At 36.5% G+C, this 26,115-nt stretch carries 28 protein-coding genes; 11 read left to right on the top strand and 17 right to left on the bottom strand.

The annotated features are described in order from the left end of the window. Window positions 1-6: 6 nt before the first annotated feature. Window positions 7-858: a LysR family transcriptional regulator gene (locus tag POD11_RS08380; protein ID WP_239970390.1), complete on the top strand. Its 852-nt coding sequence runs from the start codon at window positions 7-9 to the stop codon at window positions 856-858. A 64-nt stretch (window positions 859-922) separates the two neighbouring features. On the opposite strand, the gene POD11_RS08375 is transcribed toward POD11_RS08380, so the two are convergent. From POD11_RS08375 to POD11_RS08345, 7 genes are all read right to left on the bottom strand, one after another. Then, window positions 923-1,549: a sterol desaturase family protein gene (locus tag POD11_RS08375; RefSeq protein WP_262456917.1), complete on the bottom strand. Its 627-nt coding sequence runs from the start codon at window positions 1,547-1,549 to the stop codon at window positions 923-925. Window positions 1,550-1,652: 103 nt separating this feature from the next. Continuing rightward, entirely contained in the window at window positions 1,653-2,651 is a 999-nt protein-coding gene (locus POD11_RS08370; protein WP_262456916.1) for an AraC family transcriptional regulator, read from the bottom strand. An 83-nt stretch (window positions 2,652-2,734) separates the two neighbouring features. After that, on the bottom strand, window positions 2,735-2,914 hold the full coding sequence (locus tag POD11_RS08365) for a hypothetical protein (protein ID WP_224991743.1): 180 nt from the start codon (window positions 2,912-2,914) through the stop codon (window positions 2,735-2,737). Between the two features lie 564 nt (window positions 2,915-3,478). Beyond that, window positions 3,479-4,498 carry a fimbrial protein gene (locus tag POD11_RS08360; protein WP_262456915.1) on the bottom strand — a complete coding sequence of 340 codons (1,020 nt, stop codon included), beginning with the start codon at window positions 4,496-4,498 and terminating at the stop codon, window positions 3,479-3,481. Next, on the bottom strand, window positions 4,495-6,951 hold the full coding sequence (locus POD11_RS08355; protein WP_262456998.1) for a fimbria/pilus outer membrane usher protein: 2,457 nt from the start codon (window positions 6,949-6,951) through the stop codon (window positions 4,495-4,497). The genes POD11_RS08360 and POD11_RS08355 overlap by 4 nt, the downstream gene beginning before the upstream one ends. A 140-nt stretch (window positions 6,952-7,091) precedes the next feature. Next, window positions 7,092-7,838 (bottom strand): fimbrial biogenesis chaperone, encoded by a 747-nt coding sequence (locus tag POD11_RS08350; RefSeq protein WP_262456914.1) that lies wholly within the window; start codon window positions 7,836-7,838, stop codon window positions 7,092-7,094. A 73-nt stretch (window positions 7,839-7,911) separates the two neighbouring features. Continuing rightward, entirely contained in the window at window positions 7,912-8,448 is a 537-nt protein-coding gene (locus POD11_RS08345; protein WP_425306144.1) for a fimbrial protein, read from the bottom strand. A gap of 447 nt (window positions 8,449-8,895) precedes the next feature. Between POD11_RS08345 and POD11_RS08340 the strand changes: the two genes are divergently transcribed. Next, complete coding sequence (locus POD11_RS08340; RefSeq protein WP_016141244.1) at window positions 8,896-9,246, top strand: hypothetical protein; 351 nt, start codon at window positions 8,896-8,898, stop codon at window positions 9,244-9,246. 63 nt (window positions 9,247-9,309) lie between these two features. Beyond that, window positions 9,310-9,522, top strand: coding sequence for a hypothetical protein (locus POD11_RS08335; protein ID WP_262456913.1), 213 nt, complete (start codon window positions 9,310-9,312; stop codon window positions 9,520-9,522). 49 nt (window positions 9,523-9,571) lie between these two features. Here the strand turns inward: POD11_RS08335 and bioB are convergent, their stop codons facing one another. Further along, entirely contained in the window at window positions 9,572-10,561 is a 990-nt protein-coding gene (gene bioB / locus POD11_RS08330; RefSeq protein ID WP_005069622.1) for a biotin synthase BioB, read from the bottom strand. Window positions 10,562-10,648: 87 nt separating this feature from the next. Further along, entirely contained in the window at window positions 10,649-11,749 is a 1,101-nt protein-coding gene (queG, locus tag POD11_RS08325; protein WP_262456997.1) for a tRNA epoxyqueuosine(34) reductase QueG, read from the bottom strand. 26 nt (window positions 11,750-11,775) lie between these two features. Between queG and POD11_RS08320 the strand changes: the two genes are divergently transcribed. Next, on the top strand, window positions 11,776-13,236 hold the full coding sequence (locus POD11_RS08320) for an NAD(P)H-hydrate dehydratase (RefSeq protein WP_262456912.1): 1,461 nt from the start codon (window positions 11,776-11,778) through the stop codon (window positions 13,234-13,236). Window positions 13,237-13,240: 4 nt separating this feature from the next. Here POD11_RS08320 and ruvC read toward each other — a convergent pair whose 3' ends face one another. Next, window positions 13,241-13,786 carry a crossover junction endodeoxyribonuclease RuvC gene (gene ruvC / locus POD11_RS08315; RefSeq protein WP_002121356.1) on the bottom strand — a complete coding sequence of 182 codons (546 nt, stop codon included), beginning with the start codon at window positions 13,784-13,786 and terminating at the stop codon, window positions 13,241-13,243. A 197-nt stretch (window positions 13,787-13,983) separates the two neighbouring features. On the opposite strand from ruvC, the gene POD11_RS08310 reads away from it, so the two are divergent. Continuing rightward, window positions 13,984-14,577, top strand: a complete 594-nt coding sequence (locus POD11_RS08310; protein ID WP_016141240.1) for a helix-turn-helix domain-containing protein — start codon at window positions 13,984-13,986, stop codon at window positions 14,575-14,577. Beyond that, window positions 14,574-15,119, top strand: a complete 546-nt coding sequence (locus tag POD11_RS08305; protein WP_239968378.1) for a GNAT family N-acetyltransferase — start codon at window positions 14,574-14,576, stop codon at window positions 15,117-15,119. Before POD11_RS08310 ends, POD11_RS08305 begins: the two co-directional genes overlap by 4 nt. A gap of 79 nt (window positions 15,120-15,198) precedes the next feature. Here the strand turns inward: POD11_RS08305 and blaOXA are convergent, their stop codons facing one another. Then, the gene (blaOXA, locus tag POD11_RS08300; RefSeq protein ID WP_262456911.1) at window positions 15,199-16,020 is read right to left on the bottom strand and encodes an OXA-213 family carbapenem-hydrolyzing class D beta-lactamase; all 822 of its coding nucleotides are present in this window, start codon (window positions 16,018-16,020) and stop codon (window positions 15,199-15,201) included. A gap of 393 nt (window positions 16,021-16,413) precedes the next feature. Between blaOXA and POD11_RS08295 the strand changes: the two genes are divergently transcribed. Further along, complete coding sequence (locus POD11_RS08295; RefSeq protein ID WP_262456910.1) at window positions 16,414-16,980, top strand: FxsA family protein; 567 nt, start codon at window positions 16,414-16,416, stop codon at window positions 16,978-16,980. Between the two features lie 66 nt (window positions 16,981-17,046). Here the strand turns inward: POD11_RS08295 and POD11_RS08290 are convergent, their stop codons facing one another. Further along, window positions 17,047-17,241 (bottom strand): hypothetical protein, encoded by a 195-nt coding sequence (locus tag POD11_RS08290; RefSeq protein WP_262456909.1) that lies wholly within the window; start codon window positions 17,239-17,241, stop codon window positions 17,047-17,049. A 259-nt stretch (window positions 17,242-17,500) separates the two neighbouring features. On the opposite strand from POD11_RS08290, the gene POD11_RS08285 reads away from it, so the two are divergent. Next, on the top strand, window positions 17,501-17,749 hold the full coding sequence (locus POD11_RS08285) for a hypothetical protein (protein WP_002121448.1): 249 nt from the start codon (window positions 17,501-17,503) through the stop codon (window positions 17,747-17,749). Window positions 17,750-17,874: 125 nt separating this feature from the next. On the opposite strand, the gene metK is transcribed toward POD11_RS08285, so the two are convergent. Then, window positions 17,875-19,041 (bottom strand): methionine adenosyltransferase, encoded by a 1,167-nt coding sequence (gene metK, locus POD11_RS08280; RefSeq protein ID WP_016141235.1) that lies wholly within the window; start codon window positions 19,039-19,041, stop codon window positions 17,875-17,877. A gap of 536 nt (window positions 19,042-19,577) precedes the next feature. Here metK and tkt point away from each other — a divergent pair. Then, the gene (gene tkt / locus POD11_RS08275) at window positions 19,578-21,566 is read left to right on the top strand and encodes a transketolase (protein ID WP_262456908.1); all 1,989 of its coding nucleotides are present in this window, start codon (window positions 19,578-19,580) and stop codon (window positions 21,564-21,566) included. A gap of 55 nt (window positions 21,567-21,621) precedes the next feature. On the opposite strand, the gene POD11_RS08270 is transcribed toward tkt, so the two are convergent. Next, complete coding sequence (locus POD11_RS08270; RefSeq protein ID WP_262456907.1) at window positions 21,622-22,029, bottom strand: OsmC family protein; 408 nt, start codon at window positions 22,027-22,029, stop codon at window positions 21,622-21,624. Between the two features lie 215 nt (window positions 22,030-22,244). On the opposite strand from POD11_RS08270, the gene POD11_RS08265 reads away from it, so the two are divergent. Next, window positions 22,245-22,835: a YceI family protein gene (locus tag POD11_RS08265; protein WP_262456906.1), complete on the top strand. Its 591-nt coding sequence runs from the start codon at window positions 22,245-22,247 to the stop codon at window positions 22,833-22,835. Window positions 22,836-22,883: 48 nt separating this feature from the next. Here the strand turns inward: POD11_RS08265 and POD11_RS08260 are convergent, their stop codons facing one another. Continuing rightward, on the bottom strand, window positions 22,884-23,474 hold the full coding sequence (locus POD11_RS08260) for a lecithin retinol acyltransferase family protein (protein ID WP_224991757.1): 591 nt from the start codon (window positions 23,472-23,474) through the stop codon (window positions 22,884-22,886). 193 nt (window positions 23,475-23,667) lie between these two features. On the opposite strand from POD11_RS08260, the gene POD11_RS08255 reads away from it, so the two are divergent. Beyond that, entirely contained in the window at window positions 23,668-24,414 is a 747-nt protein-coding gene (locus tag POD11_RS08255) for a phosphodiester glycosidase family protein (protein WP_262456905.1), read from the top strand. Between the two features lie 40 nt (window positions 24,415-24,454). Here POD11_RS08255 and POD11_RS08250 read toward each other — a convergent pair whose 3' ends face one another. Next, window positions 24,455-24,685 carry a hypothetical protein gene (locus POD11_RS08250; protein ID WP_005069589.1) on the bottom strand — a complete coding sequence of 77 codons (231 nt, stop codon included), beginning with the start codon at window positions 24,683-24,685 and terminating at the stop codon, window positions 24,455-24,457. Window positions 24,686-24,933: 248 nt separating this feature from the next. Continuing rightward, entirely contained in the window at window positions 24,934-26,019 is a 1,086-nt protein-coding gene (trmA, locus tag POD11_RS08245; RefSeq protein ID WP_262456904.1) for a tRNA (uridine(54)-C5)-methyltransferase TrmA, read from the bottom strand. Window positions 26,020-26,115 lie beyond the last annotated feature (96 nt).

Below are 26,115 nucleotides of genomic sequence, written 5' to 3'. Positions count from 1 at the left end.
TGCACAATGATTGATTGGGAAAATTTACACTACTTTTCAGTTTTTACCGAAGAAAAGTCATTGTCTGCGGCTGCACGAAAATTGGGAGTAGACCATGCCACTGTGTCTAGAAGAATTGCTCAGCTAGAACAGAATTTAAAACTCAAATTAGTTGATCGTAGACCGCGTACTTACATTCTAACTCCTGATGGCGAACGACTTGCACAGGTGGTCGCTCGTATGATGGAAGAAACTTTTTCTATCGAACGTTTAACCCAGGCGGGCCAGCAAGAAGTCATGGGAAGTGTTTCTATTAGTATGCCTCCCTTAACTGCAGCGCATCTGATCATGCCTCATCTGGGTAAATTTTATCGTGATTATCCGCAATTAAAATTGCGGGTGCTCGGCGACGTCCATTATGTTTCTTTGCAACATAGTGAAGCTGATATTGCGGTAAGGTTCGGACGTCCTAAAGATGAGAATTTAGTAGCGCGTAAAGTTGGTGAAATTCCTTTTGGAATATATGCGGGGCCAAATTATTTAGCTTCAACAGAGCCTGAAAATTACGAATGGATTAGTGTGGAAGTCGGAGGAGTACATGGTCAAAAACAGCAGAAGCTAAAGGAACATTTAAACTATAAAGACCCAATAATGGTTACTAATCATCCTGAGCTACAGTGGAGAGCTGCATGTGGCGAAGTCGGGTTAGCGGTTTTACCTGATTTTTTAGGCGCATTTAGCAATTTGGTTAGATTGCAAGATGATTATCCAATGAGTGCTGAAATCTGGTTAGTTACACACGAAGATTTACGACATAGTCCTGCTATACGAGTCGTATTAGATTTTCTTATGTCTTGCTTTGAGCCTTTTAAAGTCTAATCTGTGAACTATTTATTTATATAAAAGCTGCTGGAGTCCACAGCTTTTATATTGGGATAAATTTTCAAGCCAGACTGACTTCTATTCCTTTACGTAAATTAGATTGGTCCTGATTGGAGTTTAAATCAATCTTGGCATACGATTTGGCAAATATGCGTCGAGCAGCAAAATTAATCGGTTTTTCTAACAGCTTTGGTAATTTGATACCTAAGAGATTAGTTTCAGTCTGAGATACTTCAGTAGTGACCCGAGTTCCCATAATATAGTCAAACCAAGGTTTGGTAACACACCAGTTAGCATTTTGATTGCTTGTCATATGATGATCATAGTGCCAAGGAATACGTTTTTTTGCATATTCAGGGTCTAAATGAGCCTTTGAATGTACACGCCAATAATTCCACAAACCATAATAAAGCCCAGCTGTAAAAAAGGGTGCTACAGGTAAAAAAATAGTGGCGGCCCCAGCTAACCCAAGCAAAGCGGTTTTTTCGTTATACATTTCAGCATTTTTAAACATTGATTCAGCATAACCTTCATCTTGAAAGCCATTTAAACGAGCGCGCTTATGATGCGCAATATGGGTGAAAAATGGACTATTACGGTACTGACTTGGATATTCATGTAACCAAACTTTATGAAAGTACCATTCAAGACCATTTGCAACGAAAATACCTACAGGGAACCCGAGCATATTGACTACTTCTCATCAATTACAATTTAAAGCCATTGTAAAAGAAGGGAGATTTATCTCTTTGACCTAATAGGCAATAGAGTAATTGCCTTTAGAATCAATTTTACTGTTTCTGTTTGCGCTGGCGATATGCGCTTGGAGTTTCACCAGTCCAACGTTTAAAAGCCCGTGTAAATGCCGAGGGTTCAGAAAAACCAGTTAAATAAACAATCTGATCAATAGTTTCTTGCGTATGCGCAAGCAAGCGTCTAGCAAGCTTTTCTCGATGTTGGTTTAAAATTTTCTCGTAATTGGTGTTTATTGCTTGTAAATCAGCACGTAGGGTACGTGGGTTACGATTTAATTTCTCAGCAATAAATGTTTGATCGAATTCCCCCGATTCGAGTAACCCAGTGCTGAGTAAGCGCTCAATCGCATAAACAAGTTGATGTTTTTCTAAAGTTGATAGTTGTTGTTCAGCAATTGTTTCATGAATTTTTAATAATTCTGGTTCAGCTGCTGGTGATGTTTTATTTAATAATGCGCTAGGAAAAATTATAGCACCTTGTTTTTGATTTAAAATTACCGGGCAATTCCAAGCTTCTTGATAACTGTTAGCTGAAGCACCTTGTTGATACGGTAAGGTAATTTGACTAGGTCTAAACTCATCATTTGTAATATATTTAAAAAAATTAAGAAAAATACCAATTCCACATTCAAGGTAATGTCTTACAGGATGTTCAAAACCAACCAAAGTTGCTATATCTTTTTCAATAGTTAAAGAAAGGTGAAAGACATCGGTTAGAAGGGCCTGATACTTTAAAGCACGTTGTAAACCTTCACCAAAAGTAGAACTGCTTAAAAATAAATACTCAATAACTAATCCTCTGAAAGCAGGCATTTGGCTACCTACATGTAAGCCAATATCTGGGTCTTTACTTATTTGTTCAGCAGCTGTCCAGAACCTCTCTTGAGTAGAGTTATTTCTACGAATATTTTTATCTGGCGGTTGATTGGGTAAATTAACGCTTGCGAATATAGAAGCGGCATCTAACCCCATCTGTTGCATAGTCTGATAGGTCATCCATAAAAAAATTCCAGCATCAGAAGAACTTTTTGACATATTTTTATAGTAATTACCCAGTAAATTATAGGATGCATTCAACCATGATTTTATGGTTAATACGATATCTTTAGAATTTATAATTAAGCATCAGGAAAGATACCTGCATCTTCACGTGCTTGCTTTAAAGCTAGTATAAAAGATAGCAATAAAAGTAGACCTATGAAGAACAGAAAAAAATCAATTTTACTAATTGCACACCCTATGCTGAAGGCTCCTAGACTTAATAAAATAATACATAATATTTTCCAAAAAATGAGCATGTTACGTTCTAGTGAAAAGCCTAAGATCTTGTTTGTAATTGAAGGGGATTTCTAAATTTATTTATGTTTTTTTTCTTATAAATTATGTAATTCTTTATAATTATTATAAACATTAATTTTTAATATTTGGATTTAAGTTGTTGAAATTATATTAAATATTTTTAATCCACTTAAAAGCGGATCTTTTAAATTTTCTTAAAATTAAGTTTATATTAATTAATAGAATGATAATTCTTTAGAAACACTATAGAATAGCTATTTTGAAATTAAATATACTTTTTAAATTTATTTAAAACAATGGCTTATTTTAATTTTTTAACTCTTTAATAAAAAAAAGACTTGATTTTTGAGCTAGATTTTGGAATTATAGTCAGGCAAATTGTGATCTATTTCCCACAATTTGTATTTCAGGTTAAGTGGTTATCACTAATGCTCATTTGCTATTTTCGCTTATGAGCATTTTTTTATGGAATTTTTTAATATTACTACAAAGTATTAAAAAGTTAAAAATTTAAGTTTTTAGAAACCTCTAATTTTTACTTTAATAAATGGTATAGGGATGAATTAATCATATTGAATAGTCACCGTTGCTGTTGCGGTAACTATACCTGCGCTTACATTAGTTGCTGTTTGGTAGTAACGAGCCGTTAAGGGAATATCATATTCTATAGTTTGGTTAGAATTGACTGTGCCTATATTTTGTTTGGCTGTTTTTTGAATGGGGCTGTTAGCGCCATTCATATTCCATAGCAGTTCTACACCCACACCATTGGCTTTGTTTGAATTTGCAGCACTATTATTAATGACCTGATTATTGGTGGGGTCAGAGTTATAATCAAAACTTAAGCTGATCGTGTTGCTCGTAGCTATACCAGAATTATTCTCGCCGCCATTACATAAAATGGATAAGTTAAAACTCTGTTCACCTTGTGTTGAACCAATCGCTTTAAAACCTGACTTCATAACATTAGGAAGTTGCACAGGAGTATCTATTCCATTTTGAATTTCACATGATGAGGATGCGATTAGAATAGGGGCATTACTTAATACGGTAGTGGTTAGAAATGGGCGATTCTGTTGCCCCGATACATAATAAGTACTGTAACGGCCTGCTACTAAGGCGCCTGAACCTGTTGTCATCGCGGTTTTAATCACCTCCATAACAAAATACCCTGGAGAAAGCGTATAGGCTGTATTGGGTGTTAATGTACGTCTATATGGATAATATCCAGAAAAATCTGAAGCATCTGCAGCTTCACGATAAAGACGAATACCAATACCGGGAATATTGGTTGCATAGATATTATTACCTATTGAACTAATTGGATAGTTTAAGGGGAGAGCTGCAATAATTTGATCACTCGCACGACTACACGTTGCACTTGAGTTATTTGGAGAGATTGAAAAAGTATTCCTTTGTAATATAGTTCCTATAGGATCTGTCGGTTTTACAACGATTTTACCAATGTTCATTGGAATATCGACAGTGGTAAATCCTTTACTTAAAGTACAATTTGCATTTGTATGGTTATAAGCAAATAGACTCACCGCTAAAAATCCAATTTTTTTTAAAATATTATTCATTTACAGACTGCCTTTGTCATAATAATTGGTTGGTTGTTATGCTTTATTTGATCGGTTATATCGTATTCAAGTTCGCATTTTTCTGTACTCTTATCTCCCCATTTCACATATAAACGGTCATGGTTTAAGGGTGTTCTTAAATAAATACGACTGCCTTGTGCGACAATACCTATTACTTCGTTATTCTGGTTATATACCTGTGCGGCAAAAGGTAGATGTGAACCATCTAATGTTGTTGTACTAATAAAAAGTGCATAACCTTTTTTTGTTGTGAATTGAACTTTAGTGATTGAGCCCGCATAAGGTGCGATACGTAAGCTACTTTCAGCTAGCTCAACTTGTGTAGACATATTTTGTGGGTCAAGGCTAATGTCATTCATACGGTAGGGTGTAACATACGGAATAACGGCATACCCTTTTTTGTTAATGCTTAGCCCTGGCATATTCCCGACTTGTGCTCCTGTCGCATCTGGCGCGTAAACTAATACCATTGTTTGAGCTTGGTCTGTTCCAAATAGTAGTCCTTGGGAGTGTGCAACGATATTGCCACTTAAGTTAAGCATTTCTTGTTGATAGGAGTCGGCATAACTTATTGAAGCGCCTATGGTTGTGTAGTTTGTTTTATAGTTACCATTAATATTGAGATTCGTTTGCCCCTGATCTTGACTAGAAATTGATGCGCCGTAGTTCAAACGACTTCCCGTAAACCCGCTTAAGCTTAAAATTTGGCTATCTTCACTTAGAACACTATTCAAATTTAAAGAGGTTTTCTTAAAATCTAATGGAAAGGATAGGGACGCTAGGTATTGAGTATCTTGGCCAGCCCGTCCATCAGCTTGGGTAATTTCACTATTAATTGCAGATAAACTATAAGTTAAATCTTTAAATTGATTGCTATAACCTAATTGAAACTGCTTATTAGGAGTAGATTGATTCCAATAATTTGTCCACGAGCCTACTAAATAGAAATTTCCCCACTGATTTGGAAGGGCCTGATTCAAAGTAAGCTGGAATTCACTTTTTTGTTTGCCTACTGAAAAACTATCAATATTTTGTTGTTGTAAGTCTCGAATTAAAATTGCATTACGCAATTTGAGATAGTTTTCTGTTGAATAACGATAAGTTGCTAATGTTAAATTGGTATGCGTTGGAGAAAATAGCTTACTGTAACTTAAACGATAACTTTGCCCTGCCATTTTAGGCAGTTGAGCAAATTCGGCATTTGAGTGAGTAACATCAAAAGAAATAGCTCCAATTGGTGTTGAAAAAGCTGTACCTAATAATACAGAGAAATATTGTTGTGTTCCTTGAGCTGAACTATAAGCCGTGAGGTAATTATTAATTCCTCGTTGATATTTACCCTGGATTAACCATGGAGTTAATTTAACGTTTGAATCGCGAAATTGTCCTAAAGTGAGTGAATATCGACTCATTTGCGGGCGCAGCATTTCAATGACAGAAGCATAGGGAATAGCGAATTTCTGAATTACGCCATTAGATTCAATTACCGAAACTTGTAGCTCGCCTCCAAATCCTGTTGGATAGAGATCATTAATTTCAAAGTTTCCAGGCGGTACTGTTGTCTGATAGATTAAGTTACCTTGTTGTCTAACCTCGACTTTTGCATTGGTTTTTGCATAACCTCGGATTCTTGGAGCATAACCCACCATACTATTTGGAAGCATTCGGTCATCACTTGAAATATTTACGCCGCGATAGGGTAAGGAGTCGATAAAATCACTATTAGTAAAATAATCTCCTAAGGTCACAACACCATGAATTTGGGGAAAGGCCTTTTGTACATATGTATTTGTTGATGTATAAGAAGAATTATTGGATTGAGAGCTGGACTGGCTTTGCCATTTCCATTGTCCATTATGGCGAAACTGCCAACTTGCTAAATTCGCTCCAAGATTTGTTCCCATAAAAGCATATGTATTTTCACGCTGTTCATTCACTATTCGATATGCTGTTGCGTTATAAGTTAAAAAAGCCGCGTTAATACCGCGATCCCACAAGTGTGGATCGATATAGCCCTGCGCATTTTTTTCTAAGACTGCTTGCGGAATTGAAATATCAAGTCTTAAACGGGAACTATCAAATAAATAAAAAGCATTATCTATCCATGAAGCGAGAGCTTTGCACGAAGCCGATGAAGTAGAAGCTTTTTGACTCAAAACATCAGCTTTTACACCATATTCAAATAACATGGCTTCTGTAAAACATGTTTCAGCATTTGTGTTGGGAGTTAGGGCATTAAATTGCATGCGCCGCTTACCTAGCCATTGACCATTAACATAGACATCTAAGCTGTATTCACCAGGTAAGATCGGGTTTCCGTATTTGAAGCGAGCTATATCAATTTTTTGTGCGTTACCGACTAAGAAATTACTATCAAATTCGGCTTTTGAGAAATGTGAAACATCAGTATTGTTTTCAGCATATGCAGCCACAGACATGAATAACGTAATACTTGATACGATGTAACAAGTAAAAGGGCTTTTTAAACATATATAAGGTATAAACCATTTAGACATAGTTTTAGAGCCTATTCATGATAGGTAGTTAAATTTTCTTAAGTAATACAGTGAGGTTAGAACTTTATTTGGTGCTCAACTCGTCCACCGTAATCATTGATATATACAAAACTCATATCTGCTAAGTTTTTATTTTTTAGTTTTATTTTATCCTCTGAAAAAGGGGCAATCATTATACCTTGCTGTAATAAGTCTGTTTTATGACCTTCACTTGTTTGAAAAATTGAAGTAATAGTGAGGAAAAACGGCGTAGGATTTTTTATTGCTATATATTGATCATTTATTTTCCATTCGACTTTGTCACTGAGTTGATCAATATTTTCTTTTAGGTCTATAGGACGATAAAAGAATTTAATTCTTGAGCGAACAGCAAGTTGCAAAAAATTATTAGAGGTAGAAGTGGCTTGGTCTTTTTGTTGAGTTTTCCCTTCCGGTTTAGGAGGTATATCTAAAACATTAAGCCAAAAAATCGATTCTTGTTGCTGGCTAAGTTGAGATGAGGTTGGTAAAGCTGTAATTCTTAAGGTTTGTCCCTTAGTTGCTTCTACCCGCGAAATCGGTGGTGTAATAATGAAGGGGACATTTGCTTCATCGGGTGTTGACTTGGCATTTCCATCATCAATCCATGCTTGGACAAGAGACGGGGCAGTACCGTTATTACTCAGTTGTAATGTCATTTCACGTGCATTTGAAGGATAAATGACACGTGTACCATGTAAAACAATTTCAGCATGACCTGTAGTAGTTAGTACTGCCTGTAGGCAAACTAATCCCCAAAAAAATTTACGACCACGAAAAAGCATGAGTCATATTCTCAATAATAAATAATAGGTAGGAGATAGCTTCTATTCATGAATAGAAGCTTCAATTTTAATTTTATTGATAAATAATCGTGTATTTTACTTGCGATGTTACCGTACCAGCAGTAGAAGCACCTGTAGCATAATATTCAGCATAATAGTTAAGGTCAGCACTACCACCTGCTGAAACATTTACCCATTGTGAATTAGTCTGTGTTTCATTGGTGCTTGTAGCAAGTACAGGAATCACAGCATTATTACTGCCAAGTAATTGAATATTCACATTTGTTGCTGCACCAGAGGTGGCTTGGTTTAATAACCGACCTGTATTAAAGTCAACGGTAGCACCGGGTTCAAAATAAGTTGCAACCTTACCTGCAGCGGCACAGTTCGTTAAGTTAATTTGAAAAGGCGTACGACCAGCCACATCACCTGCATTCTTTAAGGTTTGAGATGAAACGGTAGGTAAATTGATTGTTAAATTTTTATCTCCAGTATCAATAGTACAAGTATTATCCGTAACAAGACCATTAATAGTAATTGTGCCATCTGCAGCTTGTGCATTTGCTATATTTAAGAGAGAAACAGCCGCCATAAAAATAAATTTTTTCATAAAATCCCCAGAATAGCCCTTTAAAATAAAATCCATTACTTTTCAGTAAGTTTATTCTGATTAAGTAAGGCAAAGGAAATATATCATTTTTCAATCAAAAAACAAGAAAAACATTATATTTATATATATTTTGATCAATTAATTTTTATTAAGAGCGAATGGGTGAGATATTTTTTATCATTTGGTAAAATAATTAACTACTATTTCATTAAAATAAAAATTAAAAACTTAAAATATTTAAGTGATTGTATTTTATTAAATTAATTTAAATTTAAAATATTTTTTTATTATAAAATTGCTAAATATGGTGTTAAGTTATTGTTTTTAAATATTAAATTTATTTTTTATTTAACTTGTGAAATAATTTATTTTTTTAAGAATTTTTTAAGATTCAATTCCTACTGTTTTAGTTGTAATTTAATAAAAGATAATCTGGAGTTCAGTTCCATGAATAGTATGAAGTATAGCTATAAACCTAATTACTTTTTCTTTGCTCATAAATTAGTTTTATTTTTAAAGGATTATCTCATTAAGCATCCGACGGAACAGCAAACAACCTTTAACTTGCAAACGATTTATGACATCTTTAGTCATGATCTTGCTTCGAGTACGACGAACCTTGAAGGTATTTTAAATATTGCAGATGAATATGTCTTTGAAACAGAAGATGGCTTACTTCCACTAATCAGTAAGCATTCAGTCAATCTCAAAAATCATGTGCTTTCTTTAGAATTTTCACCTCAAGCTTTGGCAAGTCTATTGTCGGGGCGTTCGTTGGTAAATCCTAAAGCAGCTTAGATTTTCTTTTAAGGTAGAGTGAACTCATATAAAATTCATAAAATTTATTTTTAAGAGTTATTTATGAGTAAAGACTTTAAAGCTTTAACTTATATTGCGGATGATAATATATCAGATACAGTAACTTGGCTCTTACACCATCAAGATGTTTTTGATTCTTTTAATTTTGATGTGTTGAGTCAAGAGTTCACAGTAACGCATGCGGCAGGCAGGGATATTATTCGAGTCGGAACTTTCCTGAATGCCACTTACGGGATATTAGTAACTTCTATATAAATGAAAAAAGCCCTGAATGATCAGGGCTTTTAAATTTTTAAGTGTTAAGTTAAGCACTCATTGCATCTACTGATAAATCGGCAACCGTTGGTTTTGGTTTTTCAGCAGTTAAACCTAATTTATTAAATAACGCTTGGTCTTTACCTTCACCAGCATTTGGTGTGGTCAGCAATTTATCGCCAGAGAATAATGAGTTTGCACCAGCCATAAATGCTAAGGCTTGGTCTGAATCACTTAATGATTCGCGCCCTGCAGAGAGACGGATATAACTATGTGGCATGATAATACGTGCAACAGCAATAGTACGGATCCATTCAATGACATCAAGCTTTTCAACATCGGCTAAAGGCGTTCCTTCAATAGGAACAAGCATGTTGATTGGCACAGATTCAGGGTGAATTGGTAGGGTAGCGAGTTCATGTAATAAACCAATTCGGTCTTCACGACTTTCGCCTAAACCTACAATACCGCCACTACAAACTTTCATACCAGCTTGACGAACATAATCAAGTGTATTTAAACGATCATCAAAAGTACGGGTACTAATGATGTGAGAATAATACTCGCGAGATGTATCTAGATTGTGGTTGTAATAATCTAAACCAGCAACTTTTAGGCGTTCTGCTTGAGATTGGTTAAGCATACCTAAAGTCATACAGGTTTCCATACCCAATGCTTTGACTTCGCGTACCATTTCTAAAACATAAGGCATATCGCGCTCATGTGGGTTACGCCAAGCAGCACCCATACAAAAACGTGAAGAACCTGAATCTTTGGCAGCTTTCGCTTCACTAATCACTTTTTCAACAGCAATACGTTTTTCTGCTTCTAATTTTGATTCGTAATGTGCCGATTGTGAGCAGTATTTGCAATCTTCAGGACATTTACCCGTTTTAATAGATAAAAGGGTACTGACCTGAATCGAATTGGCAGTGAAGTGCTCACGATGTACTTGCTGAGCCTTGAAAACTAAATCCAAAAAAGGTTGTTCATATAAAGCTTGGATTTCTTCACGATTCCAATCATTACGTAGAGTCATTGTCATATCCATGATGATGGCATTAATTCACTACACATAATCATACAGAATTCGTATTAAAGCTATAGGGCAAAAAACATCATTTTTTTAATTTGATGGCTGAACTTGGCTGAGTTGTTGTTCAATTGCCCAATCAATATGCACATTGACAATTTCGTCATGTAAATTCTTGCCATTTTGTAGCTGATCTACAATTTCTTTTGAATAAGGTGCGTTGCCTAAACCGATGGCAATATTACGTTTAAATGATTGATAACCTGTTCGGCGAATAGGGCTACCTTCTGTATTGGCTAAAAAAGTGGCTTCATCCCACTGCCAGATATCAAGCAGACTAATATGATCTAATCCATGTCTAGGGTTGAAATCGGTAATAGAAGCTTTTTTTGCAAAGCTGTTCCATGGGCAGATTAACTGACAGTCATCACAACCAAAAATTCGATTACCAATGCCTGCACGTAACTCTTCAGCAATAATTCCTTTATATTCGATAGTTAAGTATGCAATACAACGTCTGGCATCTAGCATATAAGGCTCGACAATCGCTTGTGTCGGGCAAATATCGATACACGCGCTACAAGAACCACAATGTGCTGTTGCCGGTGCGTCAAAAGGTAAGTCAAGGGATGTAAATAGCTCGCCTAATACAAAAAAAGACCCTGATTTTTTATGAATAAGTAAAGTATGTTTGCCTGTCCACCCCATTCCAGCACTTTCAGCTAATGATTTTTCAAAAATAGGCGCTGAGTCTGCAAAAGGACGAGATTCAAAATCTCCGACTTTTTCACGAATCCTTGTAGCTAAGGTTTTCAATCTACCACGCATGACTTTATGGTAGTCACGGCCACGTGCATAACGGGCGATAATGGCCGAGTTTGGTTCGAAAGGTACATATCGGGGTTTTGGAGATTCCACAAGATAATTCATACGGACACAAATAATACTTTTTGTGCCAGGAACTAATAATTTTGGATCAGCTCGCTTTTCTAGATTTTCTTCTAAATAGGTCATGTCTGCATGATAACCACGTTCTAGATACTCCAAAAAACGTGGCATTTGCTCTTGAGCATCTGGTTTGGCAATGACACAATCAGCAAAACCTAATTCTAATGCTTGAGCTTTGATCCATGCTTTTAATTCATGCGGATCAAGTTGTTGCACTGCAATGCGTGATGTGTCGGAAGATGTCATAAACCAAAATGCAAGAGGATAATAATATGCAGGCGGTAGTTTACCATAGCGATGATATTCGAGCATGGGAGCAGCGTTGGTTTGCTGCACAAAACTCTTCATTAGGGTTAATGCAACAAGCAGCTTGGTCAATTGCTCAGCAGCTTATTGAACTTTTTAAAGATCAGACTATCCCTAATATTGCTGTTTGGTGTGGACAGGGCAATAACGCGGGTGATGGTTACTTTATAGCAAGTTACCTTAAACAAGCTGGATTTCAGGTTGAAATATTTGCGGCTCAATTGGGCGAGTCAAATGATTTACATTGTGCAGCGCAATTCGCTAAAGAAATGAAAGTCCAAATTCATTCAAACTTTGATGTGGAAAGAACATTCGATTGCCATATTGATGCGTTATTTGGCATAGGGTTAAATCGCGAATTAAATAGTGATTGGCAACAAGCGATTCAAAAGTTTAATAAACAAGTAGGCCTAAAAATTTCGATTGATATACCGAGTGGTTTACAAGCAAATACAGGACAAGTCTTACCTTTCGCAGTGAGAGCTGATCATACCTTTACCGTTTTGGGGCTTAAAGCAGGATTATTCACAGGACTAGGTAAAGAATATGTTGGAAAAATTCATTTAATTAATCTAATTCCTATAGACCACGAGTTGAAACCTGTGGCTTATTTGGCTCCCACAAATATTAAACTTCCTCAGCGTATGGCATTCGGGCATAAGGGAAGTTACGGGCATATTTTAGTGATTGGTGGACATGAGCAAATGGGTGGAGCAGTCATTATGGCTGCTGAAGCTGCCTTTTATGCGGGTGCAGGAAAAGTGACGGTGGTTTGTCATCGTAATCATCATCAAGCTATTTTGTCGCGGGCGCCTAATATTATGCTTCGTGATATTAATAGTTTAAATGAAAACAATATTAAAGATATTTTATCTCAGGTCGATGCAGTATGTTTTGGAATGGGGTTAGGGCGTGATGAGTGGGCTAACCAAATCTATCAGCAATGGTTTAATTTGTTAAATCAAAGTACACACCTAGAAACTGTTTTAGATGCTGATGCTTTGTGGTTTCTAGCAAAACAACCTGAAAAATTGGGTGCGCATATTTATGCGACGCCTCATCCGGGAGAAGCTGCTACCTTACTTGGTTCTTCTACAGCGCAAATTGAAAATGACCGCATTGCTGCAATTTATGCATTACAACAAAAATATGCAGGCCAGTGGGTACTTAAAGGTGCAGGTAGCCTAATTTTAGAGAATAACTTGTATATTTGTACACAAGGTAATGCTGGAATGGGAACGGGTGGAATGGGTGATGTGTTAGCAGGAATGATTGCAAGCCTAAAAGCCCAGTTCCACCAAGATATTGCGTTACATGAGATTGTTACCCTTCATGCCCAAGCAGGAGATCTTTTAGCTAAAAATGGTATGCGTGGCTTGCAGGCTTTTGAAATGAATCAGGCAATTACTCAAGTGGTAAACCAATAAATTTTTAACGTCTGCGACTGCTAGAGCGGCTTCGCCCACGTGCCATACCACCTAAGGCATTTAAAACAGACAGTTTACTCATACTTCCCGATGCATGAGCATGGCAAATAGCGGCAGCAAGAGCATCGGCTGCATCGGATTGAGGCTTAATCGTCAAATTAAGTAATCGCATGACCATCATTTGAACTTGCTCTTTATCGGCAGCACCATAACCAACCACAGATTGTTTAATTTGACGTGCAGTATATTCTGCAACTTGTAAATCTAAATTAACTAATGCGGCTATGGCAGCACCACGAGCTTGCCCCAGTTTTAAGGCAGAGTCTGGGTTTTGAGCCATAAAGACTTGCTCAACCGCAGCTTCAGTAGGGCCATGAAATTTCACAATGCGCTCAACGCCAGCAAAAATACGTTTTAAGCGTTCTGGCATTTCTTGAGTTTCTGTTCGGATTGTACCGGCATCAACAAAACGCAGTTTGCTACCATCTTTTTCAATGATTCCATAACCTGTTAAGCGTGAACCTGGGTCAATTCCAATAATCAATGCCATGTGAAGACTTATATAAGTAATTTAGAGAGTATTGTTACATAGCCAAAACGGTTATGCATGAGTAATTTAAAGAAAGCCGTGATGAATGGTTATTTTTCGGTTTTTATCTTACCCATCTATATTGTTTAAAATCATTTGATGTAATTCTATTTTAATGGAATACTTATCTATAATTTTGGAATTTACGTCTATGGTAGATGGAAGATATAAATATACGCATTGCGCAGCAAGTACGTGAACTACGTCTAGCGCGTGGATATACGCTAGATGTTCTTGCTACCCGATGTCAGGTAAGCCGTTCTGCAATTTCACTCATTGAAAGAGGTGAGGCAAGTCCAACAGCGGTTGTCCTTGAAAAACTGGCAAATGGTTTAGAGGTTCCTTTAACTCAGCTATTCGCCACCTCACAAAATAATCAGTCACCACAACCTATAGTTCGACGTATTCAACAATCAGAATGGAAAGACCCTGAAACAGGATATATTCGCCGTCAAGTCTCTCCTCCAAATTGGAAGTCTCCATTTCAAATTGTTGAAATTGAATTTCCAGCTCATGCCCGAATTACTTATGAAATTAATGAAACCTATAATGTTGTACAGCAACAGCTTTGGGTAGTTGAAGGGCAAATTGATATTCAATTAGGTGAAGCTTGTTATGCTTTAAGTAAAGGGGATTGCTTAGCAATGCAACTCAACCAACCTGTTATATACACTAATAATTCAGCTCAAATCGCTCGCTATATCTTAGTCGTCTCTAGTCAACTCGTATCTGCCGTTAAGGAATCTTTATGATCTATTCCCTCAATTCTAATTTTCGTTTAATTGATTGTAATGAAGCAGAACATGCAGCGGCTATATTAGAGATACTGAATGAGGCAATTATTAATTCTACAGCACTGTATGATTATGTACCGCGCTCAATTGATTCAATGAAAACATGGTTTTCAGTCAAAAGAGAACATGGTTTTCCAGTGATTGGTATTGTGGATGAGACAAGCAAGTTATTGGGTTTTGCGAGTTGGGGAACCTTTAGAGCTTTTCCTGCCTATAAATATACTGTTGAACATAGTATTTATATTCATCATGAACATCGTGGCAGCGGATTAAGCAAAATTCTAATGCAAGAATTGATTAAGCGCGCTCAAGAGGCCGATCTACATGTATTGATAGGTTGTATCGATGCAACCAACCAAGCGAGTATCGGTTTACATGAAAAAATGGGCTTTATCCATGCAGGTACTTTTAAGCAAGTAGGTTTTAAATTTGGCCAATGGTTAGATGCTGCTTTCTATCAGTTAAATTTAAATACACCACATACGCCAGTTGACGGATAAATAATAAGGTTTTCAAATTTCAAGTTTTAAAATAACCCAGCTTATAAGGATGAGTATAAGCTGGGCTATAAAGTTCAAATTATAAAATACCTAGCTGTTCTAATCCTTTATAAGCAATTTCTTTTCGAATAGAACTAGGTGTTCCTTTTTTCATTTCTAAATTGAGTGAGAACGCTACAATTTCTCCTTGTGGTTGAACGACCCAGCCTGTTAACCAGCCCACTTGAGGCTCCACATCCCATCCCCAACCGCTTTTAGCGTAAATTTTACGTCCGTTTTTTTCTTCTACGAACACCATAGATTGAACTTGTTCTTGTACATTTTTGCTAAAGGGAAGAGTTTTATGTGCTAATTCATAAGCAAACTGTGCTTCCTGTTGAGGCGTAATTTTGAGTGGACCTACAAGCCAAAAATCATCTACTTTTGAACCAATATCAGCATTACCGAAACCAATACGCTTGACCTCTTTAGACATAAGATCAAGGCCAATTCGTCGAGCTAGTTCTTGATACACAGGAATAGCAGAAGCTTTCATGGCTTCACCTAGAGTCATATCCTTTTCCCAATCAGGAAATAAACGCTTTTGTCCATCCCATTTAAACACTTCAGTTGTTGTTGCTTTATGATGTTCAAGACCAATTAAAGCATTTAGCATTTTAAAGGTAGATGCAGGGACATATTCGGTTGATGCCCTTTTTAGATGATTGCCATAAAGTTCCTCTGTATTTCCGCGCTTAATAACCAAAACACCTGTGGTCTGTGCTTGATCAAACAGAGATTTTATTTCTTTTGAATTTTGATGAGTAGAAATAGCGTGTATTTGCTGCTGTTGTACTGTATTGAAAGAACATGCTGACAAAAATATGGTACTAATGGCAAAGAAAAGAGCTTGTTTAATCATAAGGCTATGTTGGTTTAAAAGTATTATTCTTTAATTTAACTTGAATAGCGGTGCTTTTAGATAGAGAAAGTGTAAGCTATTTGCGTGAGTCGTCACTTAAATATCATTTTTTAATCCTTTAAAAGCCATACATATTCAAAAAAGCTAAGACTTTTTATTTGACTAAAAACTGATTGTGAGAGAGCTATACTGTTTAAATAGAGTAAAAAAATTAAAATCTGATAAAAGTCGCACTTGATAAACCAGATAGAGCACTCATTAATAATAAAGCATGTTTGTTTTTATCGAGTTAAAATCAAATGTACTCTAGTATTGCAGACTCTGGCTGATTCGATAGGGTTGGGGCAAATAAAACTGCAATGAATTTTCTTTTTGAGATAGATAAAGTTTTACATGAATTTACTTCTTATTGTAGTTCTGGGCGCGATTGTTGAAATTGCCGTATGGATTGGCGTAGCACAGTTCATCAGTGGATGGTATGTGTTCTTTTGGTTCATTTTTGCTTTCTTTATTGGTTTGGGGCTTATTCGCAGAAGTACTGCTGGTATCATGCCTCAATTACAACAAATGCAAATGACAGGCCAGCTTGGTAATGATCCGGCAGTAACTAAAAAACTTGCTTATGCTTTTGCAGGTTTCTTATTAATGTTGCCAGGTCTTGTTTCTGATGTGTTAGCTGTTTTAATTCTGATCCCTGGTGTTCAAACTGCTTTCCGTAATATAGCAATGAAAACTCTTGCAAAGCGCCAACAAGCTATGATGGAAAAAATGATGGGTAGTATGGGCGGTAATATGGGCGGACAAAACCCATTTGCTGATTTAATGCGCCAAATGCAAGATATGCAGAATCAACAAGGTGGAAGTAGTCAAGGTCAATACCGTGATTCAAGCATTATTGATGGTGAAGCTAGAGAAGTTACTCCAGATCATAAGAAAATTGAACATAAAAATAAGGACTAATAGTTACCTTATTTAAAGGCCTAAACCTCCAGAGTTTAGGCCTTTTTTATTTTAAGTAGATATATATTATTTATTTAGAGACTCTTCAGTCCCGCTAAGATCTTTTTGAGCCAATTCAGTTTGCTCTTGTTGTGGTTTTGTTGGAGGTTGATATTTGTTGGAAGCTAAGGCAGTTTGCTTATTTTCTGATTGTTGATAACCTCGACTTCTGTTGGCTCTTTCGCGAAAGCCACCTTTATTAATGAGCTTTGTATGTGACATGCATTTGCCTCAAATGTGAGATTATTCGCTTATTTTAACAAATTAGACAAAATATCAAAATAAGAAAAATAGTCCTATAAAAATAATATTTAACTTATATTTTTGTTTTTATGAAATATTTTTTAATTGACTCAATTGTTCATCTAGATTGAATTATCTTTTCATTTCACATAGGATAAATATAAAGGATGTATAAATTAAAAAATGTAGCAAACCTATTAAAACAACAACGGTTGAAATGAGGGAAGGAGGGTTACCTATGCTATATCAATACCATTGTGCGTGTTGCGACAAAGTTGTGGCATCAACAGATAAATCATGCCCATACTGTGGCTCACAACATATTCGAAGTCCTTATGGCTTATGGATGTTTTGTGTGATGGCTTGTCTAGCGGTTGTCGTTGTATTTAAAGTTGTCCATATCTATATCCAGAACCATCAAGATACTCCTACGCAGTCAACATTACTTGATGTGTTAAATCAGGATGATAAAACGACAAGACAATAGACTTTGATTACAGCTATAAATGATATGGCGTCAAGGATGATTGCTAGAAGACCAAACCCTACATACTATAGAGTTTAAAATATAAAAAAGCCCGCTCAAACGCGGGCTTTTTTTATGACGGCAAATTAGAGGCCAGCAGCATCTTTAAGGGCATCAACTTTATCAGTTTTTTCCCAAGTAAATGCAGAGTCTGAACCTTCACGACCAAAGTGGCCATAAGCCGCAGTTTGTTTGTACATTGGTTGAATAAGGTTCAACATACGAGTAATACCAAACGGTCTTAAATCGAAGTGGTCACGTACAAGTTGAATAATCAACTCATCAGAAACTTTTGCTGTACCAAAGGTATTAATTGAAATCGAAGTAGGTTCTGCTACACCAATGGCATAACTCACTTGAATCTCACATTTGTCAGCAAGACCGGCAGCTACAATATTTTTTGCAACATAACGACCTGCATAAGCAGCAGAACGGTCAACTTTAGATGGGTCTTTACCAGAGAAAGCACCACCGCCGTGACGAGCCATACCACCGTATGTATCAACAATAATTTTACGACCTGTTAAACCACAGTCACCTACAGGTCCGCCAATTACGAACATACCTGTTGGGTTAATATGGAATTTAGTTGCTGCATGGAACATTTCAGCAGGGATGATCGGTTTGATAATTTCTTCGATAACCGCTTCTTTAAGCTGGCTTTGAGTAATTTCAGGATCGTGCTGAGTAGATAAAACAACAGCATCTAAACGTACAGGCTTGCCATTTTCATATGCAAAAGTAACTTGGCTTTTTGCATCTGGACGTAACCATGGAAGTGCACCTGAACGGCGAAGTTCAGCTTGACGCTCCATTAAACGGTGAGCATAAGAAATCGGCGCAGGCATAAGCACGTCTGTTTCACGGCTTGCATAACCGAACATTAGACCTTGGTCACCAGCACCTTGGTCTTCAGGTTTTTGACGGTCTACACCTTGAGCAATTTCAGGTGATTGTTTACCGATCATATTGATTACAGCACACGTTGATCCATCAAAGCCAAGATCAGAGTGGTGGTAACCAATACCGTTAACAGTATTACGAACAACAGCTTCAACATCAATATTAGCAGTCGTTGTCACTTCACCTGCAAGTACAACAGCGCCTGTTTTTACCAGTGTTTCACAAGCAACACGTGCGTATGGGTCTTCTTTTAAGATTGCATCCAAAATAGCGTCGCTAATTTGGTCGGCCATTTTATCGGGATGACCTTCGCTTACAGATTCCGAGGTAAAAACAGCGTACTCGCGCATGAAAGTCCTATCTTGGTTATTTCAAAAGACATAATATGTTACATCGACTTGAGCTTGAGGACCAGTTCATACTGACTAAAAAGCATGAATTTATTTCATTTATAGTGTGTTTTAATTGATAAGTGTATTAGTAAAATTGATATAGAGGGTTATAATTTAAAGTATTTATATTTTAACAACTTGTTGCTAGTGTGTTTTTTAGACATGTAAATCAATAAAAAGATTCTATCTGAAAATTTGGACTTTAAAGAAAACTAATACGATCAGCTTATGCAAGATGAGGGGAAGATTTTAACTATATATCAAAAACTAACAGGGGAAATACTTTGAAATTTGAGCACTCTGCAGAGAAATAAGCATTGTTTTATATAACTTAAGGATTCAAATGTTTTTTGTGTAACCAAGAAATGGTTAAAAATAAAGAAATATACCATGTTGGGGTTTACCCTCAGCCTTTTTTTTAAGACAATATAGCGGCATTGAATGGTTATTCATCTTCTTCTTTTCATCAATCTATTAAAATTGGATTCTGATCTATGACGACCCCTTTAAACGAACGTCGTATTGCAAATGCAATTCGTGTATTGGCAATGGATGCTGTGCAACAGGCAAACTCAGGGCATCCAGGTGCTCCAATGGGGATGGCAGATATTGCTGACGTCGTCTGGCGTGAGTTTTTAAATCACAACCCAACAAATCCACAATGGGCAAACCGTGACCGTTTCGTTTTATCAAATGGCCATGGGTCAATGTTGCAATACGCTTTGCTTCATTTAACAGGTTATGATCTTTCAATTGAAGATTTAAAACAGTTCCGTCAATTGCATTCTAGAACTCCTGGTCACCCTGAATATGGCTATGCACCGGGTGTAGAGACGACAACTGGTCCTTTAGGTCAAGGTATTGCTAATGCTGTTGGTTTTGCTTTAGCAGAAAAAACATTGGCTGCTCAATTTAATAAAGATGATTTAAAAGTTGTTGACCATTTCACTTACTGTTTCTTAGGTGATGGCTGTTTAATGGAAGGTATTTCTCATGAAGTATGTTCTTTAGCTGGCACATTACAACTTGGTAAATTGATTGCTTATTATGATGATAATGGTATTTCAATTGATGGTGAAGTAGAAGGCTGGTTCAGTGATGATACAGAAGAGCGTTTCAAAGCCTATGGTTGGCAAGTTCTTCGTGTAGATGGTCATGACGCTGATGCGATTCGTCAAGCGACAATCGAAGCAAAAGCTGAAACTCAAAAACCAACAATCATTATGTGTAAAACCATTATTGGTTTAGGTTCACCAAATAAACAAGGTAAAGAAGACTGTCATGGTGCGCCATTAGGTAAAGATGAGATTACTTTAACTCGTGAAGCATTAGGCTGGAACGAAGAAGCATTTGTTATTCCTGCTGATGTATATGCTGCATGGGATGCGAAAGCAAAAGGTAGCGAGTCTGAAGCGGCTTGGAATGCGGTATTTGCACAATATCAAGCAAAATATCCAACTGAAGCAGCTGAGTTACTTCGTCGTATTAGTGGTGATTTACCAGCAGAATTTGCAGCGCAAGCAGATGCTTTCATTCGTGAAACAAATGCGAAAGGCGAGACAATCGCAACACGTAAAGCAAGCCAAAATACATTACAAGCATTTGGTCCTTTATTACCTGAATTGTTAGGTGGTTCGGCTGACTTAGCTGGTTCTAACCTAACACTTTGGAAAGGTTGCCAAGGTATTCAAGAAAACCCAGCGGGTAACTATGTATACTATGGCGTACGTGAATTTGGTATGACTGCAATCGCTAATGGCGTTGCATTACATGGTGGTTTCGTTCCTTACGTTGCAACATTCTTAATGTTTATGGAATATGCACGTAATGCAGTACGTATGTCTGCATTAATGAAACAACGTGTAATTCATGTTTATACACATGACTCAATTGGTCTAGGTGAAGATGGTCCAACTCACCAACCGATTGAACAAATTGCTTCATTACGTGGTACACCTAACTTAAATACATGGCGTCCTGCAGATACTGTAGAAACTGCAATTGCTTGGAAATCTGCTTTAGAACGCAAAGACGGTCCTACAGCACTTATTTTCTCTCGTCAAAACTTACCATTCCAAACACGTTCTGAAGAGCAAATTCAAAACGCTGCAAAAGGTGGTTATGTACTTGCTCAAGAAAAAGGCGAATTAAAAGCAATTATTATTGCAACTGGTTCTGAAATTTCTTTAGCAATGGAAGCTTATGCACAACTTGATGGTGTGCGTGTAGTTTCTATGCCATGTGCAGAAGAATTTATGAAACAAGATGCTGCATATCGTGAAGCAGTATTACCAGCTCATATTCGTGCGCGTGTTGCTGTTGAAGCGGCTCATGTTGATTACTGGTGGAAGTTTGTTGGTCTTGATGGCAAAGTAATTGGTATGACAACTTATGGTGAATCTGCACCAGCAAAAGATTTGTTCCAATTCTTTGGTATTACAACTGAAGCTGTTGTTGCAGCAGTAAAAGAATTAACTGCTTAAATATTAAAGTAGTGTAAAAAAGCGCTCCTAGTGGAGCGCTTTTTTATTTAAGATTTTAAATGCTAAGTTCTGTTTGGATATTAATCTGAGAGGTTAATAATTTATGAATAGGGCTGTTCTCGGCAACTTTTAATAAGCGCTTGTGTTGATCTTCAGTAAAATCACCTTTGAGTATGATTTTTCGTTCAATATTATTTTGGCCTGCTTGTGGGTCACCATTGGGGTTTAATGCTAAATCCACTTGAACATGATCTAGCTTAATACCTTTATGGTTTGCATACATTTCTAATGTAATGGTGGTACAAGCACCTAAAGCAGATAATAAAATCTGAACTGGGTTTGGAGCAGTATCTAGGCCACCTTTATCAGTTGGTTCATCTGCAAACCATTGATGACCTGAAGGATCGGTGAGAGTTACTCGATATGGGGTAGAAGTACTTTGTGCTTGAGCAGTATTAGCCATGTTTTACCTTATTATGAATTAATAAATTTGAAGTAAAAATGAAATTCTTGAGTTCGAACACGGTATGACAGTACCGCCACTTTATAATATTAGTTTTAAATAATAACTGTAACGCTTTTATTGTTGCATGGATGAAACATATCGTTTTATAAAGAATAGTGAATTAAATTACTTGATGTATACACTAACGACTATATCAATAAAGGATACGAAAAATGCATCTTAAAACATTAAGCTTCGGTTTGGCAGCAGCATTAGCTAGTTCAGTTACTTTAGCTGCACCAGTAGACTACAAAATTGACCCAACACATACAGCTACTGTTTTCTCATGGAATCACTTTGGTTTCTCTACTCCAAGTGCTAACTTCTCGGATATTCAAGGTGTAATTAAAGTTGATAATGCAAAACCAGCAAATTCGTCTGTAAACGTAACTATTCCTTTAAGCAGCGTAAATACAAACGTGCCTGCTTTAGATAAAGAATTCCAAGAAGAAGCTTGGTTTAATGCGGCTAAATATCCAAACATTACTTTTAAAAGTACTAAAGTTGAAACCAAAGACAAAAAGCACTTTAAAATTACGGGTGACTTAACTGTTAAGGGTGTAACTAAGCCTGTTGTACTTGACGCTGTTTTAAACAAGCAGGGCGAACACCCAATGGCGAAAGTTCCAGCGATTGGCTTTAATGCTACAACTTCATTCAAGCGTTCTGACTTCGGTTTAGGTAACTATGTCCCTAATGTAGGCGATAAGATCACTGTAAATATTACGACTGAAGCAACTGCTGCTAGTGCAACTAAAAAATAAGTTATAAGTTTTCTAAAAAAAGCTCTCAAATATGAGGGCTTTTTTTATTTAGGCTGATTCTTTTTTATCCGGATCTATAAATACTAAAGGCGCTGAAGGATCGATATTTCTTTTCTGAGATTTTTCTCTTAAAAATTGATAAGTAGGGACTTTCCTTTTTGCCTGATCACGTAATTTCTTTTTAATATAAAGCACCAGAGCAAAACACGTGGTGGCTACGGTCAGCATCATGCCATTCATATAACTCATGATTGAGCTTACATAACCAATGGTCGTTAAACGATGCATCATCCGTTCAACTTGGGTACTACTTTCAATGCCGGTAATTGCCCAGCTACATAGATGTTCACAGTTATTAATAATGAGATGGTAGTGATTTTCGTGCATACGCGAACGCATGCGGCGAACCACAATTTTCCCTTTATAACGTGGTCTGTCATATGAACGGACGTGTATTGTTTTTCCATGTGAGAATGCATCTATTGAGGTGATTTCAATTGGACGTTTTTTGATGAAATGAGCTAATCCAGAATAATGGATAACTCGACCTCTCCCTGCATATATACCATGATGGCTATAGCCGAGATGCTTTACGATGAGGTGAGCCCCTAAAGGGTAGCGTTTATTCGGTTGTTGCATGTTTACGCTGATCCAATAAAGTGTAAATGGCTTTTATTGAAAAGCTACTAAACATTATAACCAATATCAGCAATTTGGAGTGTATTGATTACGTCGAATGAATGAGTTTGATGCATATCCAATCTATTCATATTTCTTGTATATAATTTAGTTACTTAATATGAAGGAAAAATGTCATGTCAGGTGTTATTCAATGAAATGGGTAGTTGGGTGCTTCGCTTTGTATGGGCTTTTGTTTCAGGCCGCATATGCTATAGATTACCAGCAGGTTCAAACGGTAGAAGGTGATCAATACGAGGTAGTTTCGATCAACGATTTTAAAGCATTGCGCTTATTTTTAAAAAACCCTCATAATCACCAATATTACAAAAGCTTTAACACTATTCAGGAACAATTAAAACAATGTGAGCAACTTAGCTTCGCAATGAATGCAGGAATGTTTCATTTAGGGTTTTCTCCAGTAGGGTTGTATGTTGAACAGAGTAAGGTGATTCAGCCCCTAAATAAGAATAAAGGATTTGGAAATTTCTTTTTACAGCCGAATGGTGTGTTGGCTTGGAATAAAAAACAGGCCTTTGTTTTAACTACACAACAATATAGCCGAAAAAAATTGAAAGTTGATTATGCAACTCAATCAGGTCCGATGTTAATTATTGATGGAAAGATAAATTCCCTTTTTTTACCAGATTCCCAATCAAAGAAAATTCGTAATGGTATTGGTATTCGAGATAATAAACTCTACTTTGTAATATCGAAGAATAGCGTGAGTTTCTACAATTTTGCCGAGTTCTTCCAAAGAAACCTTAAAGTAGAGCAGGCTTTATATCTGGATGGCTCTATTTCTAGTTTATATGTGCAAATGAACAAGCGGAATGATGACCAATTTGAATTGGGTCCAATGGTGGGCTGGGTAGATCAATCGAGTTGTGGAATAAAGTGAAATGAAACGTAAAAAAGCCAGTACAAGACTGGCTTTTTAATTAATGAATAGATGGTTTTTGAGTGACTTCATTTAACTCTTTTCGGCTATAACCACGGGAAATAAGAACTCTTTTAATTCCCTTAATGACATCTTCATCTGTTGCTTGTGCTAGTGCACTTAGAAGTTGTTCATTAGTTTTACATGAGCAGTCATTTTCAACACAAGCAGTCTGGTTTTTATGCTCGTTATGCTGTTGATCTGCTAAGAACAGCTTTTGCCAAAAACTCATAGAGCCTTCATATACAACCTAACATAGCTCGAAATATAGCCAATTTAAAATAAAATACAAGACTCTATAAGTGATAAATCCACCAGTTGAACTCGAGAATTTTCGATAGGAATGCTTGAGTTAAACGAAATTATGACACACAGATGACTTGATATTTTTTGAAAATTTAAATACTTAAATAAAAAAACTTTAAAAAATAAGGAGGTATATAACCTCCTTATTTAAAAATTTACAATGAAAGATTTTGTTTAAATCTTCTCAAGTAAAACACCAGACTCTACATGATGTGTATAAGGGAACTGATCAAATAAAGCGAATTTAGTCACTCGATGAGTTTGACTTAGTGTTTTTAAATTTTCATATAAAGTGTCAGGGTTACATGAAATGTAGATAATACTTTCAAAACCTTGTAAAAGTTTTAAAGTCTCATCGTCAATTCCTGCGCGTGGAGGATCTACAAATACCGTATCAAAGTCATAACTTTGAATATCAATATTTGCTTCTTGTAGACGACGGAATTCTCGTTCACCTTGATAAGCCTGAGTAAACTCTTCAGCAGATAGACGTGCTACCTGAATATTATCAATCTGGTTCTGTTCGATATTCCATTGAGCTGCATAAACAGATGATTTTGCAAGTTCAGTAGCCAGTACTCGTTCAAATTTTAAAGACAGTGGAAGGGTAAAATTACCATTACCACAATAGAGTTCTAATAAGTGTTTTTTCGATCCTTCAGCTGCATCACATGCCCATTGCAGCATTTTTTTGCAAACTTGAGCATTAGGCTGGGTAAAGCTACTTTCGATTTGTTTATATTTAAAAGAACGATTTAAAATTTCAAATTCTTCAACGACGAAATCATCGCCAATAGTAATTTTCTGGCCACGACTACGGCCCATAATTTTAATATCTAATTTTTCAGCAAGCGCTTTAGCGGCTTGTTCCCATTCCTGATCCAGTTTACGGTGATAGATTAAGGTAACTAACATTTCTCCGCTAAGAGTTGCGAGAAAATCAGCTTCAAATAAACGATTAGAAAGCTTAGGTTCAGTTTTAAGTTCTTCCAAAAGTTTTGGCATTAAATTATTGATGCTTTGATCTGCAATAGGAAATTCATCAATACGTACAACAGTTTTTTGCTTGTCGTCATCATTACGCTCAAACATGGCATAGAACATATCATTTTCTGTGTGCCAGATACGAAATTCAGCACGCATACGGAAATGTTGTTCAGGTGATTCAAACACTTCTAATGTAGGTGGTGTAAATTCAGAAAATTGAGTAGTAATGCGGTCAATTTTAGCTTGAAGTTGTTGACGATAAGAAGAGGTCATAGACAATGAAAATTTAGACAGAATCAAATAGTGAATGGTATCAAAAAAATTGAACTTGCAGGAGCCAATTTTAACCAGATATTTATAAGAGAAAGG

The sequence above is a fragment of the Acinetobacter sp. P1(2023) genome (assembly GCF_028367635.1).
Classification (GTDB): Bacteria; Pseudomonadota; Gammaproteobacteria; order Pseudomonadales; family Moraxellaceae; genus Acinetobacter; species Acinetobacter pittii_E.
This window is presented reverse-complemented; position numbering and strand designations above follow the sequence as displayed.